This is a genomic window from Pistricoccus aurantiacus, assembly GCF_007954585.1.
GTDB classification, from domain to species: Bacteria; Pseudomonadota; Gammaproteobacteria; order Pseudomonadales; family Halomonadaceae; genus Pistricoccus; species Pistricoccus aurantiacus.
The window spans coordinates 252,474-265,542 of record NZ_CP042382.1; the positions used below are offsets into that span (position 1 = coordinate 252,474).

Consider the following 13,069-nt stretch of genomic DNA (forward strand, 5'->3'; position numbering starts at 1 on the left):
GAGTCTATGAGAGCGCTTGAGCGAACCGGAGCCCCTGAGCGAATCGGAGTTATCGCCGCATGAGCCTGCGCATGATCCTGCGTATCCTGGGCATGCTGCTGATGCTGTTCAGCCTGACCCTGGTACCGCCCACCATCGTTTCCCTGGCCTACCAAGGCACCATGTGGGACGACTTCGGCATCTCTTTCGGCATCACGCTGATTACCGGCGCGCTGCTCTATCTACCCAACCACAACGCCCGCAAGGAGTTGAGAACTCGGGACGGCTTCCTGATCGCGGCGCTGTTCTGGACGGTGCTGGGCCTGTTCGGCGCCCTGCCCTTCATCTTCGAGGGCACCCACTCCCTGTCCATCACCGACGCGGTGTTCGAATCCTTCTCCGGCCTGACCACCACCGGCGCCACGGTGATCACCGGTATCGATTTCCTGCCGAAAGGCCTGCAATATTATCGTCAGCAGCTTCAGTGGCTGGGCGGCATGGGGATCGTGGTACTGGCGGTGGCGATTCTACCGACCCTGGGCATCGGTGGCATGCAGCTTTATCGCACCGAGATCCCCGGTCCGCTCAAGGATTCCAAGCTGACCCCGCGCATCACCGAGACCGCCAAGGCGCTGTGGTACATCTACGCCGCCTTGACGCTGACCTGCTTCGGCGCCTACTGGGTCGCCGGCATGAACTGGTTCGATGCCCTGGGGCACAGTTTCTCCACCGTGGCCATCGGCGGTTTTTCCACTCACGACGCCAGTATCGGTTATTTCGACAGCGCCACCATCGAACTGATCTGCGTGGTTTTCATGCTGATTTCCGCGATGAGCTTCAGTCTGCATTTCACCGCCTGGCGGGAAAAGAACCTGTTGCAGTATTTTCAGGACCCGGAGGCGCGTTTTCTTATCGCCTTCCTGGCCTTGCTGTCCCTGATCACCATAGGCACATTATGGTGGACACAGACCGCCACCGGTTACGATGGGCTGCGCCAGGGTATTTTCCAGACGGTTACCATCGCCACCACCACCGGCTTCGGCGTGACGGATTTCTACAACTGGCCCGGCGCCTTGCCGATGCTGCTGTTCGTAGCCGCTTTCGTCGGCTGCTGCAGCGGTTCCACCGGTGGCGGCATCAAGGTGATTCGTATCATCCTGATCCTGAAACAGGGCATGCGCGAGGTGCTGCGGCTGATTCACCCCAACGCGGTAATCGCGGTCAAGATCGGCAAGGTCAGCGTGCCGGACAGCATCGCCCAGGCGGTATGGAGCTTCTTCTCCGTCTATCTGCTGCTGTTCGTACTGATGCTGCTGGGAGTGATGGCCACCGGCGTGGATCAGGTGACCGCCTGGTCCTCGGTGGCCTCCGCCCTCAACAACCTGGGTCCTGGCCTGGGGGATGTGGCCGGCGACTATGGCGGCATCCCGGACCCGGCCAAGTGGATCCTGGTGCTGGCCATGCTGCTGGGCCGGTTGGAAATCTTTACCGTACTGGTGCTGTTCACGCCGGCTTTCTGGCGGCGCTGATCCTTTGTCATCCGGTGAATCGGCTACCTCACGGCACTCTTTATCATTCTTGCAGCGAGCTTCAATGAACGATTCTCTTGACACGGCAATACCCCCAGCCACCGCGGGACCGCGCCAGACGGTAGCGCTTGGCGAGACGCGCTACACTCTGCTGGGTACCGCTCACGTCTCCGCCCAGAGTGCCGAGGAGGTGCGTGAACTGATTCGCTCCGGCGAATTCAGCGCGGTGGCCATCGAACTCTGCGCTTCTCGCCATCAAAGCCTGGTCAATCCGGATGCGCTGGCCAATCAGGATCTGTTTCAGATCTTCCGCCAGGGCAAGGCGGGCATGGTCGCCGCCAGCCTGGCCTTGAGCGCCTTTCAGCAGCGGGTAGCGGAACAGAGCGGTATCGAGCCCGGGGCGGAGATGCGCGCCGCCCTCAAGGAAAGCGAACGCGCCGAACTGCCGCTGTTGCTGATCGACCGTGAGATTGGCATCACCCTCAAACGGGTCTACGCCAACATTCCCTGGTGGCAACGTCTGGGGCTTTTCAGCGGCCTGCTTGGCAGCGTCATGTCCCGCCAGAAGGTGTCCGCGCAGGATATCGAGCGGCTCAAGGAAGGCGACGTGCTGGAATCCACGTTCAACGAGTTTGCCGAGCAGTCCGAAGCGCTGTATACCCCTCTGATACGCGAACGGGACCGCTACATGGCGCTACGCCTGATGGAAGAGGCGCCGCCGGGACGCTATCCCAATGTGCTGGTGGTGATCGGCGCCGGCCATCTCAAAGGCCTGAATCAAGAGCTGGGCAAGGAGCTTGGCGATCTGCCCGCCGCGGAACTCGAGAGGCAGCGCCACGCCCTGGAACATACCAAGCCTCGAGGCAAATGGTGGAAGGCGTTACCTTGGATCGTCACCGCGCTGGTACTGGCAGGCTTCGCGATCGGCTTTTCCCGAGATACGCAGCTCGGCTGGCGACTGATCGGCGAATGGTTCTTCATCAACGGCGCTCTGTCAGCGCTAGGCAGCGCTATCGCCCTAGGTCATCCGGTGACCGTCATCGCCAGCTTCTTCGCCGCCCCACTGACCTCCCTCAACCCGACCATCGGCGCCGGGTTCGTTGCCGCCGGGGTCGAACTCGCCGTGCGCAAGCCCAAGGTCAGCGATTTCTCCCGGCTGCGCCACGACGTGGCCTCGCTCAGGGGTTGGTGGCGCAATCGCGTCTCACGCACCTTCCTGGTCTTTCTACTCGCAAGCCTGGGCTCCGCCGCCGGCACCTGGATCGCCGGGCTGCGTATCGCCGGCCAGTTGTTTGGTTAGAAAAAAATAACCGGTTGAGCAAATGAGCCGTCATGAACCAAGGGCGCTGGACAGATATAAGGAAGGAGAGAAAAGCGATCTGGCGCCCGAGGCAGGACTCGAACCTGCAACCCACGGCTTCGAAGGCCGTTGCTCTATCCAATTGAGCCACTCGGGCGAGACGACATGCGTACTGTAACGAATCCTGCCGGTACTTGTCAGGTTGTCTCGAGCATTTTAGGAACAATCGTTGGAAATCGTAGTCTTTTTTGTACCCACCCTGAAAGGAGATTTTCATGCTCCACGACACCATCAAGATCCGCCAAGTCGATGACGAATACGAAGTCTACGATACCGATACAGGTACCAGTCTGGGTATGTATGGGACCGAAGAAGAAGCGGAAGCCATGCGCAAGAGCCAGAAAAAATCACAGGATGCCGTGGATAACGGTGGCGAGGAGGCGGATCCCGAAGACAGTTGAACAATTCACTCGCCCTGCTCTATTCACGCCGAATCAACAGGCGCAGCATCGCAGGGCTCGGCGTTTCGATTCTGTGATGACCACGGCTGGCGGCGTAGCTTTCGTTGAAGGCGTCGAAATAGTCATCGAGGATCGCGCCGGCGGTTACATCGCCACTCTGTTTCAGTAGTTCCGCAGCCACTTCGACAGTGCACAGATGGGTACTCGATGCGGGTTTACGCAGGCGATAGCGGGTTTGCCGCTGAGTATTCAGCGCCAAGATGGGCAGATCATCCAGGTACGGGCTCTTGCGAAAGATGCGCCGTGCCTGGCGCCAGGTGCCGTCGAGGATGATGAATACCGGAATGCGGTTCTTCTGCTTGACGTTTTGCACCGCTTCCATATTCACCACTCGCGTCGCGTAATCCGGTTGATCGTCAGGAAAGATGATAAAGGGCGCGTAATCGGAATCGTCGAGCAGCGCCAGCAGTCGCGCATCCGGCGCGGTGCGATACCAGGTAAAAGTCTCGGTAGTCGCTAGCACATCGCCGATCAACCGCCCGGTATTGGTGGGTTTGTGATGCTCCAGGGGATGGGTCAGCAGCCAGAAGCTTGCCTCTGCTCGTGCGGTGACGCGATACGGACACAAACAGTTGAGAGTTGGCAAACGACAGCCGGGACAGCGGGTCACGAAGCTGCCCCGGGCCTTGAACTCCCGACGCGGATAGACACTGGTGGCGATGTCGTGGTCGATAGGCAAGCAAGCGATCCGCTTCAAGCGAAATCCGGCACCCAAAGGCGCTTTTCACGGCGCCAGAGGCTCACCAGTTCCGGCACGCCCTGGCCGGCGGGTTTGGAGATGGCGGTCACCCCGTATGGGGCCAGTTGCTTTGCCTGAGGATCCACCAGCAGAGTATCGATGCCCGAGGGCGCGCATTCCAGCAGCATCGCCGCGGGCATGACCGCAAGCGAGGTGCCGACCACCAGCAGCAGATCCGCGCCAGCGACGATCTCGCAGGCGTCCATGTAATAGGGCACCGCTTCGCCGAACCACACCACGTCCGGGCGCAGCTGGCTGCCCTTGTCGCATAGGTCGCCCAAGGCGATGCCGCCCTTCGTCAAGGGGTAGCGCAGGCGCTCGTCGACGCTGGAGCGGGCCATGAGAATTTCCCCATGCAGATGCAGCACGTGCCGGGAGCCGGCTCGCTCGTGCAGGTCGTCGATGTTCTGGGTGACGATACTGACTCGAAAACCTTCCTGCTCCAGCGCCGCCAGAGCCTGATGCGCCGAATTGGGCTTTGCCTTGCGTACCTGACGACGACGCTGGTCGTAGAAGCGCAGCACCAGAGCCGGATCCCGCTTGAAGCCTTCCGGGGTGGCGACATCCCGCACCGCATGATTTTCCCAGAGCCCGTCGCTGGCGCGAAAGGTCTGAATGCCGCTTTCCGCGCTGATGCCGGCGCCGCTCAGTACCACCAGATGAGGCGGGTCTTGTCTCGAAGAACGTTGTTGTGACATTGCCTTTCAATCGCTTGTTCAAATTCTCGTATCTTGACGGCTTCTCAATGGGTCAAGGCCGTCGCTTCCGTGTTGAACCGCTGCTTGTTGCGATAAGGATACACGTCGATCACGCGGCCCTCGAGAATGGCTTTCTGCAGGTTCTGCCAATAGTCGGCGTCGAACAGCTCCGGGTGCAGCCGATAGAACAGCTTGCGCAGCTGGATATTGGCGAACAGGAAAGGCCCGAATTCTTCCGGAAAAATATCATTGGGCCCCACGGAGTACCAGGGCTCGTCGGAAAGCTCCTGCTCCGGATACAGGGGCTCGGGAATCTTCCTGAAATTGCATTCGGTGAGATAGCAGATCTCGTCGTAATCGTAGAACACCACCCGACCGTGACGAGTCACCCCGAAGTTCTTCAACAGCATGTCGCCGGGAAAGATGTTCGCCGCGGCCATCTGCTTGATGGCATTGCCGTAATCCTTGAGTATCGCCTCGATTTCCTGCTCGTCGCACTCCTCCAGATAGAGATTGAGCGGGGTCATCATGCGCTCGGTATAGCAGTGCTTGATGAGTACCTTGTCGTCCTTGAGAGACACCGTGGAAGGCGCCACTCGCAGTAGCTCCTCGAGGCAGTCCGGATCGAAGTGATCCTTGCGGGTGATGAAGTTGGAAAACTCCTGGGTATCCGCCATGCGGCCGACACGATCGTGACGCTTGACCAGGTCGTACTTCTCTCGCACCTTGGCGCGGCTCATGTCCTTGCCGGGATCGAAGCGGTCCTTGATGATCTTGAACACGGTCAGGTGAGACGGCAGCACGAATACCGCCATCACCATGCCGCGCACTCCGGGGGCAATGATGAAGCGATCCTCGCGCTTGGCCACGTGACGATTGAGGTTGCGGAAGAACACCGTCTTGCCGTGCTTGAAGAAGCCGATGGCGGAATACAGCTCGCCGATGGGCTTGTCCGGCATGATCTCGTGCAGAAATTCTACGAACTCGTTGGGCACCGGAACATTCACCTGAAAATAGGCCCGGGTGAAGGAAAAGATGATCGAGATCTCGTGAGGCTCGATGATCACCGTATCCAGATGCACGCCCTGGCCGGACTCCCGCGCCTTCAATTCGTTTTCGTAGAGAATCGGCAACACCAGCGGCACCTGCTGCCCGGCGCCGCGGATTCGCCCCACCAGATAGGCGCCCTTGTTACGATAGAAGACGCTTTTCAACAGCTCCATCTCGGTATCCGAAGCGTGCAGGATTTCCTCGGGAAGATGCTGCTCGAGAAAATTTGCTCCCTGGCGAATATCCCGCTCCAGGTCGTTGAAAGGAGGATCGAGATGCGCCCCGGTCAGCGCCCAGCGTAATGCCTCCTGCCAATCGTCCTGGACGTGATAGCGCCGTGTACGATCGATACCGGAACGGTGCGCCGCTCGGTTGCGTGAGCTGTAGACGAACATCCAGTCGTTGCGGATATGTCGATGATGGAAGATCGAGCAGAAGATCGAGTTGAAGTAGGTTTCCGCCAGTTCGTAGTCCAGGCGTTTGCTGATCAATTCCGCGTAGTGCTCCCGGGCCTCTCGCCAGTTCTCGCAGTTCGTCAACTCCCCCTCGCTCAAGGAGCGCTTGAGTCGATCCAGGGTGTCTTTCACCTTGGTATCGTAGAGATTGATGCGCTCCGCGGAGGCCTGCTGAGCCTCGCGCCAGGCGGCATCGCGAAAACGGCGCCGGGCATCCTCGGTGATCAGCTTGAAGCGTGAGCGGTACTCGTCGAAGCCGTGCAGAATAGTAGCGGCAAGGCGATAGGCGGCGGACAGTTTCATCATCGGGTTCCCGACCAGGTTAGCGTCTAGCATGGCGAATGATCCGCCGACTGGCGAGATCGACCATGGTGGCGTTTGCAAGAAGTTGATATGAGACAGGACATTCGCGACAAGCCCGTGTCGCCAGTTGGCCAGCTGCGTTAAGCTGCTATCCATCATCGCGAAGGACTTTCCTGGAGCGATACTGTTTACGAGCAACCAAGGGATCAGCATGCCACAAGAAAACATCAAAGCGTCTGCAGCGCCCCGGGGCACCTCTCCCCGGGCGACGGCCTGGACCGCCCGGGATACCACCTGGATGCTGAGCCTGTTCGGCACCGCGGTAGGCGCCGGCATCCTGTTCCTGCCCATCAACGCCGGTATCGGTGGCTTCTGGCCGCTGGTGCTGCTGACGGTGCTGATCGGGCCCATGACCTACTGGTCACACCGAGGCCTGTCACGCTTCGTGTGCTCCTCGTCGATCAGAAACAGCGACATCACTCAGGTGGTAAAGGAGCATTTCGGCGCCAGCGCCGGCAAGGCCATCACCCTGCTGTACTTTCTGGCGATCTATCCCATCGTGCTGATCTACGGGGTCGGCATCACCAATACCGTATCGAGCTTCATGGACAACCAGTTGGGCATGCTGCCGCCGCCCCGCTGGATGCTCTCCGGAGTGCTGGTGGCAGCCATGATGGCGGTGATGCTAGTCGGCGAGCGCTTCATGCTCAAGGTGACCCAGTGGCTGGTCTATCCGCTGGTGGGCATCCTGATCTTTCTTTCCCTGTATCTGATTCCCAGCTGGAACCTGGCAAGCGTTGGCGAGCTGTCACCTGGCGGCAACTTCCTGACCACCATCTGGCTGACTATTCCAGTGCTGGTATTCTCCTTCAATCACTCACCGGCGATTTCTCAGTTTTCCGTCTCTCTCAAGCGGGATTACGGTGAGCAGGCCTCCGCCAAGGCGGATGTCATCCTGCGCAATACCACGCTGATGCTGGTGACCTTCGTGATGCTGTTCGTGTTCTCCTGCGTGCTGGCGCTGACCCCGGAGCAGCTAGTGGAAGCCAAGGCGTTGAACCTGCCGGTGCTTTCCTACCTGGCTAACGTGCACGACAGCGGTTTCATCAGCTATTTTGCACCCTTGGTCGCGTTCATCGCCATCGTGTCGTCTTTCTTCGGCCATTATCTGGGGGCTAGCGAAGGGCTCAAGGGTATCGTGCGCGATATCTTCCAGAGCCAGAGAAGAAACGTGCATACCGGCAGAATCAATCGTTTCGTGATCGCCTTCATGTTCCTGACCACCTGGGGCGTGGCGATCATCAATCCGAGCATCCTGGGGCTGATCGAGACCCTGAGCGGGCCGGTGATCGCGGCGATTCTCTACCTGATGCCCATGTATGCGATTCACAAGGTTCCGGCGCTGGCGGCTTACCGAGGCAGGGCCAGCAATATCTTCGTGACCATCGCAGGCCTGGTGGCCATGAGCGGCATCCTCTATGGCATCTTCGGCTGAGGGCGAGCCGCTGGCGGTTCTCTATCAGGATGAGCATCTGGTGGCGGTGCATAAGCCAAGCGGCATGCTGGTGCACCGTACCGCGCTTGCTCGGGGCGAGACCCGTTTCGCCCTGCAGGCCCTGCGGGATCAACTGGGGCGGCACGTCTACCCGATACATCGGCTGGACCGCCCCACCTCCGGCATTCTGCTGTTCGCCCTATCGCCGGCTATCGCCCGCCGGCTCGGAGAAACCTTCACCGCCCAGCAGGTGAACAAACGCTACCTGGCGGTGGTGCGCGGCCTGGGGCCGAGCCAGGCAAGGCTTGACTGGCCGCTGCGGGAAGAGGACGGCCGGCGCCCCAAGGCGGAAATGCCCGCCCGACCGGCGATCACCGAGGTGGCTCGCCTGGATAGCGTGGAGCTGCCGGTACAGGTGGACCGCTATCCCAGCGCGCGCTATTCGCTGATGGAGGCCCGACCCTTGACCGGCCGACGCCACCAGATTCGCCGCCATCTCTCCCGCTGCGGCTATCCCATCATCGGTGACGCCAAGCACGGCAAGGGGGTGCACAATCGCTTCTTCGCCGAGCGGCTCGACTGTTCGCGGCTGCTGCTGGCGGCGGTGGAACTGGGTTTTCAGCACCCTGTCGAAAACGCCCGTCTGACGCTGGGCTGCCCCCTGGATCCGGACATGCACCAGCTTTTCGAGCGTTTCGGCTGGGCCGGACATTTGCCACGCCCGAGCATCCATTGGAAAATGTCGCCACGCCCTCATTGAAGGGTGCCGAGTCCATGTATTCAACCGAGTTCGCCCATGTCAGACGACTACGACTTTCGCTTTGGCGGTATTCGCCGTCTGTACGGCAGCCGCGCCGCAGACCATTTCCGCCAGGCCCATGTGGTAGTGGCCGGCGTCGGCGGCGTGGGCAGTTGGAGCGTGGAAGCCCTGGCTCGAGCGGGCATCGGCAAGCTGACCCTGATCGATCTCGATGACGTCTGCGTTTCCAATATCAACCGTCAACTGCACGCCCTGGACGGCACTATCGGCCGACCCAAGGTCGAGGTGCTGGCGGAGCGCTGCCGGGCGATCAATCCGTCTATCAACGTTATCGCGGATACCGCCTTCGTCACCCCCAACAACCTGGAGGCGCGAATTCCCGAGGATACGGATCATGTGATCGACGCCATCGACAGCGTGGTGGCCAAGACCGCGCTGATCGCCTGGTGCAAGCGACGCAAGCTGCCGATCACCGTGACCGGTGCCGCCGGCGGCCAGATCGACCCTACCCAGATTCGCGTCGCCGACCTGACCCGCACTCAGCACGACCCTTTACTGGCCAAGGTTCGCGCGCGGTTGCGTCGGGATTACGGTTATTCCCGTAATCCCAAGCGGCGTTTCGACGTAGAGTGCGTCTATTCCGAGGAGCAGCTGGTCTATCCCGGCGCGGATGGCGAAGTCTGTCATCAGAAACCCGGCGCCGGCCAGGTCATCCGGCTCGATTGCGACAGTGGCTTCGGCGCCGCCACCTTCGTCACCGGCAGTTTCGGCTTTATTGCCGCATCCCGGGTGCTGGCGCGGCTGGCCAAGCATGCTCAGGAGTAAGAAGTCCGTGATGGACAAGTCAGTGCCTGAAAGCGGTTGCGAAACTGGCGTCGTGACGCAAAAGCGGCGATGCTGAAGGTTGCCTATCGCAGCGTTCAAGGATGATGATTCCATGTTTGTTCTTCTTTCCCGCCGGACATCGCGCCTCGTCCTGGTGGCACTCTGTCTGCTTTTCGCAGGCGCCGCAGCCTTCGCCGGTGAAACCTTCAGTAAGACCTTCGAGGCCCAGAACTATCCGGGCTCCCAAGATCGCCAGTATCAGATCTACGTACCGGATGGGCTTTCGACGCCGGCGTCTATGGTGATGGCCCTGCACGGCTGCCAGCAGACCCAGACGGACGTCCTGAACGACTGGGGCCTCAAGGCGGCGGCGGATCGTCACGGCTTCATTCTGGTGGCGCCTTTCATCACCAGTTACGACGGCCTGCGCAATACCAACTGCTGGGGCTTCTGGCTCGATCAGCATCAGCAGGAAGGCCAGGGCGAGCCGGAGGATCTGTACCGAATCGCCCAGGCGGTCGAGCAGGAATTTTCCGTCGATCCGGATCGGCGCTATATCACCGGACTTTCCTCCGGCGGCGCCATGACGGTAGTGGCCGCCACTACCCACAACGAATACTGGGCCGCCGCCGCCAGCGCCAGCGGTCTGCCTTACGGGGAAGACGCCGCCTCGGTATCGCTTTCCGGCCAGTGCCCGGGCTTTGCGACCTTTCATCCGGTCAGCCAGGTGGTCGCCGACATGCGCGGTGAACTCGACGACCCCTACCCCATTCCGCTGATGGTATTGCAGAACGACAACGACTGTACGGTGGTACAGCCCGCCGGGCGCAACCTGCGCGATGCTCATCTGGCGGTGTTCGGCGACAAGGCCCACGATACGCCGACGGAAGCCCAGACCAGCGAGTCCGCCTGCCTGCCCTTCTTTCAGCAGGATTACGCCTGCCGCCAGCGTCGCTATACCGGCAGCGATGAAACCCGCTCGCTGGTGGAAACCATTTTCTACGACGGCCCTCTGCGCACCCAAAGCCCCGGGGACACGGACAAGGGCCATTACTGGATCGGCGGCGAGGCCGGCAATCAGGGGCGTTGGGCAATACGCGCAGGGCCGAGCTACCCGGATATCATCTGGGATTTCTTCGCTCGGCATCCTCGAGACGGCGCTTCTCCGCCGCCTTCGAACGACGCACCGCGCATCACCTTGAACGGCGCCGATCCGCTTATGGTGCCGCTCAACGCTCCCTACAACGACCCCGGCGCCATCGCCGAGGATCCGCAGGACGGTGCTCTTGAGGTCAGCGCGGATTGCTCTGCGGTGGATACCAGCCAGGTCGGCGACTATGCATGTAATTACACCGCCACGGACAGCGACGGCAATACCACCACCGCCAGTCGCACCGTGCGGGTCTTCGAGATACCCGCCGCCAGTTGTGACAGCGTCAGCGATTCGCCCCGCGGTCATATCGATGCGGGTCGCGCCGTGGAAGGCGGCTTCTTCGGCTTGCGGGCGCTGGCGAAAACCGATCGTCGGGATATCGGCTTTGCCTACGACATGTGGTCTGAAGTCACCCTTTATGAAGGCGAGCCCGGCACCTGGTACGCCATGAAGCCGGCCATCTGCCAGCTGATTCTGACCGATGCAAGGAAAACCGTCGATGATCGATGAACGGCAGCGCCCAGTGCCGGGCATCTACCGCCATTACAAGGGTCAGCATTACGAGGTACTTGGGGTGGCGCACCATAGCGAAACCGAAGAGCCGCTGGTAGTTTATCGGGCGCTGTACGGCGACTACGGGCTCTGGACCCGACCCCTGGCGATGTTTTGCGAAACCGTCAGCCGCGACGGCGAATCGCGTCCGCGCTTCGCCCTGGAAAAAGCCTTCGAATAACGCGACATTTCCGCATCACGAATAAGCCAGATACATGAGCGGGCCAAATGGAAGATTCCACTTGGCCCGCATGATGAACGCTGTCAGGGCGTTTTAGCGTGCGCGATTGACCATCAGGCTTCGCGCATCTGTTTTTGCAGGTAGTTCTGGAGACCGACCTTCTCGATCAAGCCAAGCTCGGTTTCGATGATATCGATGTGCTCCTCCTCGTCATCCAATATCGCCCGGAAAAGGTCATAACTGACGTAATCCTTGACCTCTTCGCAGTGGATGATCGCCTTGATCAAATCCTCGCGGCCCTTGTGCTCCGCCGCCAGATCGCTCTCGAGCATTTCCTTGGTGTCTTCGCCGATATGCAGCTTGCCCAGATCCTGCAGGTTGGGGATGCCCTCGAGGAACAGAATGCGCTCGATCAGCTTGTCCGCGTGATTCATCTCCTCGATGGATTCGTCGTATTCCCATTTGGCCAGGGCCTTCAGGCCCCAGTCCTTGTACATCTTGGCGTGAAGGAAATACTGGTTGATCGCCACCAGTTCGTTACCCAGAACCGTATTGAGATGTTCGATAACCTTGGCGTCACCTTTCATCATGCTCTCCTCGTATTCGTTATGGATTGCCATGTGCATGGCATTCAAACGACGGACAGCATCACGCTCTCCGATCGATATGCCATTATCGACCAGAGAATCAATAAAGTCTAATCAAGACAATATGTTATAGAGGAACCAAGTACAACTGATAAGGGTTTTTGAATGCTAACAAGAGCGCGGCTCATTGCCAGATGGATTACACGGCGTAGGCCAGATCGCTGTCAGTGGAAAGCACTTCCTGAATGATGGCCTCGCGTACGATGGACTTGCCCACTCGGGCACACTTGCCGCATTGCGAACCACAGCCGGTTTCCTCGCGGACCTCGCGCCAGCTTCGCGCCCCGCCTTCGGCCACCGCCGCACGTAGAGTTCGGTCCGAAACGCCCTTGCAGATGCATACGTACATGTCCATCACCTCGTCTAACCCATGAAATGAATGGTAATGATTCGCATACACTATCGCAAGTCTTAATTTTTCCTATCGCTCTTTTTTTCCTTGGGCAGTACGACTATTCGCGTGCCAGAAACGATATCCGGCCAGGCGCGGCGCTCAATGTCGAACAGAACCCACCAATATCCCAGTCCCAGAGCGGCAAAAGACACGATCGCCGTCATGAAGCGCAGCAGGCTCTGGTTCAGGCTGATGCTCATGCCGTCCGGGGTCTGAACCCGCAATCGCCAGGCCTGCATGCCGAGAGTCATGCCGGCGCGCATCCAGAAGAAGGCGAAAAACACGAAGGTCGCCAGAAACAGCAGGCTGTGGAACAGCGGCGACTGGTTGGCCTCGCCGTCGTTAAGCGCCACCGCGGCGAAACCCATCACCATCCAAAGGGCGACCATCAGCAGAAAATCATAGAGCATCGCCATCAGGCGTCTTGCCAGGCCGGGCGGCCAGGTATCGTCGATCTGGGTAAAATAACGTCGCATTCGCATCGAAAA

The 13,069-nt window shown here is 60.0% G+C and carries 14 protein-coding genes and 1 tRNA gene; 8 read left to right on the forward strand and 7 right to left on the reverse strand.

Annotated features, from left to right (window positions below):
- Nucleotides 1-59: 59 nt before the first annotated feature.
- Both FGL86_RS01170 and FGL86_RS01175 read left to right on the forward strand, forming a co-directional pair.
- Nucleotides 60-1,508, forward strand: a complete 1,449-nt coding sequence (locus tag FGL86_RS01170) for a TrkH family potassium uptake protein (protein WP_147182883.1) — start codon at nt 60-62, stop codon at nt 1,506-1,508.
- A 64-nt stretch (nt 1,509-1,572) separates the two neighbouring features.
- Nucleotides 1,573-2,808, forward strand: a complete 1,236-nt coding sequence (locus FGL86_RS01175) for a TraB/GumN family protein (RefSeq protein WP_147182884.1) — start codon at nt 1,573-1,575, stop codon at nt 2,806-2,808.
- 80 nt (nt 2,809-2,888) lie between these two features.
- Here the strand turns inward: FGL86_RS01175 and FGL86_RS01180 are convergent.
- A tRNA-Arg gene (locus tag FGL86_RS01180) sits at nt 2,889-2,965 on the reverse strand.
- Between the two features lie 118 nt (nt 2,966-3,083).
- Here FGL86_RS01180 and FGL86_RS01185 point away from each other — a divergent pair.
- Nucleotides 3,084-3,269 (forward strand): hypothetical protein, encoded by a 186-nt coding sequence (locus FGL86_RS01185; protein WP_147182885.1) that lies wholly within the window; start codon nt 3,084-3,086, stop codon nt 3,267-3,269.
- Nucleotides 3,270-3,288: 19 nt separating this feature from the next.
- Here the strand turns inward: FGL86_RS01185 and FGL86_RS01190 are convergent, their stop codons facing one another.
- The 3 genes from FGL86_RS01190 to aceK are packed head-to-tail and all read right to left on the reverse strand — an operon-like array spanning nt 3,289 to nt 6,574.
- Nucleotides 3,289-4,008 carry a tRNA-uridine aminocarboxypropyltransferase gene (locus tag FGL86_RS01190; RefSeq protein ID WP_246131699.1) on the reverse strand — a complete coding sequence of 240 codons (720 nt, stop codon included), beginning with the start codon at nt 4,006-4,008 and terminating at the stop codon, nt 3,289-3,291.
- A gap of 14 nt (nt 4,009-4,022) precedes the next feature.
- The gene (locus tag FGL86_RS01195; RefSeq protein WP_147182887.1) at nt 4,023-4,766 is read right to left on the reverse strand and encodes an SIR2 family NAD-dependent protein deacylase; all 744 of its coding nucleotides are present in this window, start codon (nt 4,764-4,766) and stop codon (nt 4,023-4,025) included.
- Between the two features lie 44 nt (nt 4,767-4,810).
- Nucleotides 4,811-6,574, reverse strand: a complete 1,764-nt coding sequence (gene aceK, locus FGL86_RS01200) for a bifunctional isocitrate dehydrogenase kinase/phosphatase (RefSeq protein ID WP_147186035.1) — start codon at nt 6,572-6,574, stop codon at nt 4,811-4,813.
- Nucleotides 6,575-6,785: 211 nt separating this feature from the next.
- On the opposite strand from aceK, the gene FGL86_RS01205 reads away from it, so the two are divergent.
- The 5 genes from FGL86_RS01205 to FGL86_RS01225 all read left to right on the forward strand — a co-directional run bounded on the left by FGL86_RS01205 (nt 6,786) and on the right by FGL86_RS01225 (nt 11,540).
- The gene (locus FGL86_RS01205; protein WP_147182888.1) at nt 6,786-8,069 is read left to right on the forward strand and encodes an SLC5/6 family protein; all 1,284 of its coding nucleotides are present in this window, start codon (nt 6,786-6,788) and stop codon (nt 8,067-8,069) included.
- Complete coding sequence (locus tag FGL86_RS01210; protein ID WP_147182889.1) at nt 8,053-8,829, forward strand: pseudouridine synthase; 777 nt, start codon at nt 8,053-8,055, stop codon at nt 8,827-8,829. The genes FGL86_RS01205 and FGL86_RS01210 overlap by 17 nt, the downstream gene beginning before the upstream one ends.
- Nucleotides 8,830-8,865: 36 nt before the next feature.
- On the forward strand, nt 8,866-9,654 hold the full coding sequence (tcdA, locus tag FGL86_RS01215; protein WP_147182890.1) for a tRNA cyclic N6-threonylcarbamoyladenosine(37) synthase TcdA: 789 nt from the start codon (nt 8,866-8,868) through the stop codon (nt 9,652-9,654).
- Nucleotides 9,655-9,766: 112 nt separating this feature from the next.
- Nucleotides 9,767-11,317: an extracellular catalytic domain type 1 short-chain-length polyhydroxyalkanoate depolymerase gene (locus FGL86_RS01220; RefSeq protein WP_147182891.1), complete on the forward strand. Its 1,551-nt coding sequence runs from the start codon at nt 9,767-9,769 to the stop codon at nt 11,315-11,317.
- Nucleotides 11,307-11,540 carry a DUF1653 domain-containing protein gene (locus FGL86_RS01225; RefSeq protein WP_147182892.1) on the forward strand — a complete coding sequence of 78 codons (234 nt, stop codon included), beginning with the start codon at nt 11,307-11,309 and terminating at the stop codon, nt 11,538-11,540. Before FGL86_RS01220 ends, FGL86_RS01225 begins: the two co-directional genes overlap by 11 nt.
- A 113-nt stretch (nt 11,541-11,653) precedes the next feature.
- On the opposite strand, the gene bfr is transcribed toward FGL86_RS01225, so the two are convergent.
- The 3 genes from bfr to FGL86_RS01240 form a co-directional block, all read right to left on the reverse strand.
- Nucleotides 11,654-12,127, reverse strand: a complete 474-nt coding sequence (bfr, locus tag FGL86_RS01230; RefSeq protein ID WP_147186036.1) for a bacterioferritin — start codon at nt 12,125-12,127, stop codon at nt 11,654-11,656.
- Nucleotides 12,128-12,326: 199 nt separating this feature from the next.
- Complete coding sequence (locus FGL86_RS01235; RefSeq protein ID WP_147182893.1) at nt 12,327-12,536, reverse strand: (2Fe-2S)-binding protein; 210 nt, start codon at nt 12,534-12,536, stop codon at nt 12,327-12,329.
- A 62-nt stretch (nt 12,537-12,598) separates the two neighbouring features.
- Complete coding sequence (locus FGL86_RS01240) at nt 12,599-13,057, reverse strand: RDD family protein (protein ID WP_147182894.1); 459 nt, start codon at nt 13,055-13,057, stop codon at nt 12,599-12,601.
- Nucleotides 13,058-13,069: the final 12 nt, after the last annotated feature.

Coding starts and splice junctions, on each gene's coding strand:
- FGL86_RS01170 (WP_147182883.1), top strand. CDS start 60: ATGAGCCTGCGCATGATCCTGCGTATCCTGGGCATGCTGCTGATGCTG.
- FGL86_RS01175 (WP_147182884.1), top strand. CDS start 1,573: ATGAACGATTCTCTTGACACGGCAATACCCCCAGCCACCGCGGGACCG.
- FGL86_RS01185 (WP_147182885.1), top strand. CDS start 3,084: ATGCTCCACGACACCATCAAGATCCGCCAAGTCGATGACGAATACGAA.
- FGL86_RS01195 (WP_147182887.1), bottom strand. CDS start 4,766: ATGTCACAACAACGTTCTTCGAGACAAGACCCGCCTCATCTGGTGGTA.
- aceK (WP_147186035.1), bottom strand. CDS start 6,574: ATGAAACTGTCCGCCGCCTATCGCCTTGCCGCTACTATTCTGCACGGC.
- FGL86_RS01205 (WP_147182888.1), top strand. CDS start 6,786: ATGCCACAAGAAAACATCAAAGCGTCTGCAGCGCCCCGGGGCACCTCT.
- FGL86_RS01210 (WP_147182889.1), top strand. CDS start 8,053: ATGGCATCTTCGGCTGAGGGCGAGCCGCTGGCGGTTCTCTATCAGGAT.
- tcdA (WP_147182890.1), top strand. CDS start 8,866: ATGTCAGACGACTACGACTTTCGCTTTGGCGGTATTCGCCGTCTGTAC.
- FGL86_RS01220 (WP_147182891.1), top strand. CDS start 9,767: ATGTTTGTTCTTCTTTCCCGCCGGACATCGCGCCTCGTCCTGGTGGCA.
- FGL86_RS01225 (WP_147182892.1), top strand. CDS start 11,307: ATGATCGATGAACGGCAGCGCCCAGTGCCGGGCATCTACCGCCATTAC.
- bfr (WP_147186036.1), bottom strand. CDS start 12,127: ATGAAAGGTGACGCCAAGGTTATCGAACATCTCAATACGGTTCTGGGT.
- FGL86_RS01235 (WP_147182893.1), bottom strand. CDS start 12,536: ATGTACGTATGCATCTGCAAGGGCGTTTCGGACCGAACTCTACGTGCG.
- FGL86_RS01240 (WP_147182894.1), bottom strand. CDS start 13,057: ATGCGACGTTATTTTACCCAGATCGACGATACCTGGCCGCCCGGCCTG.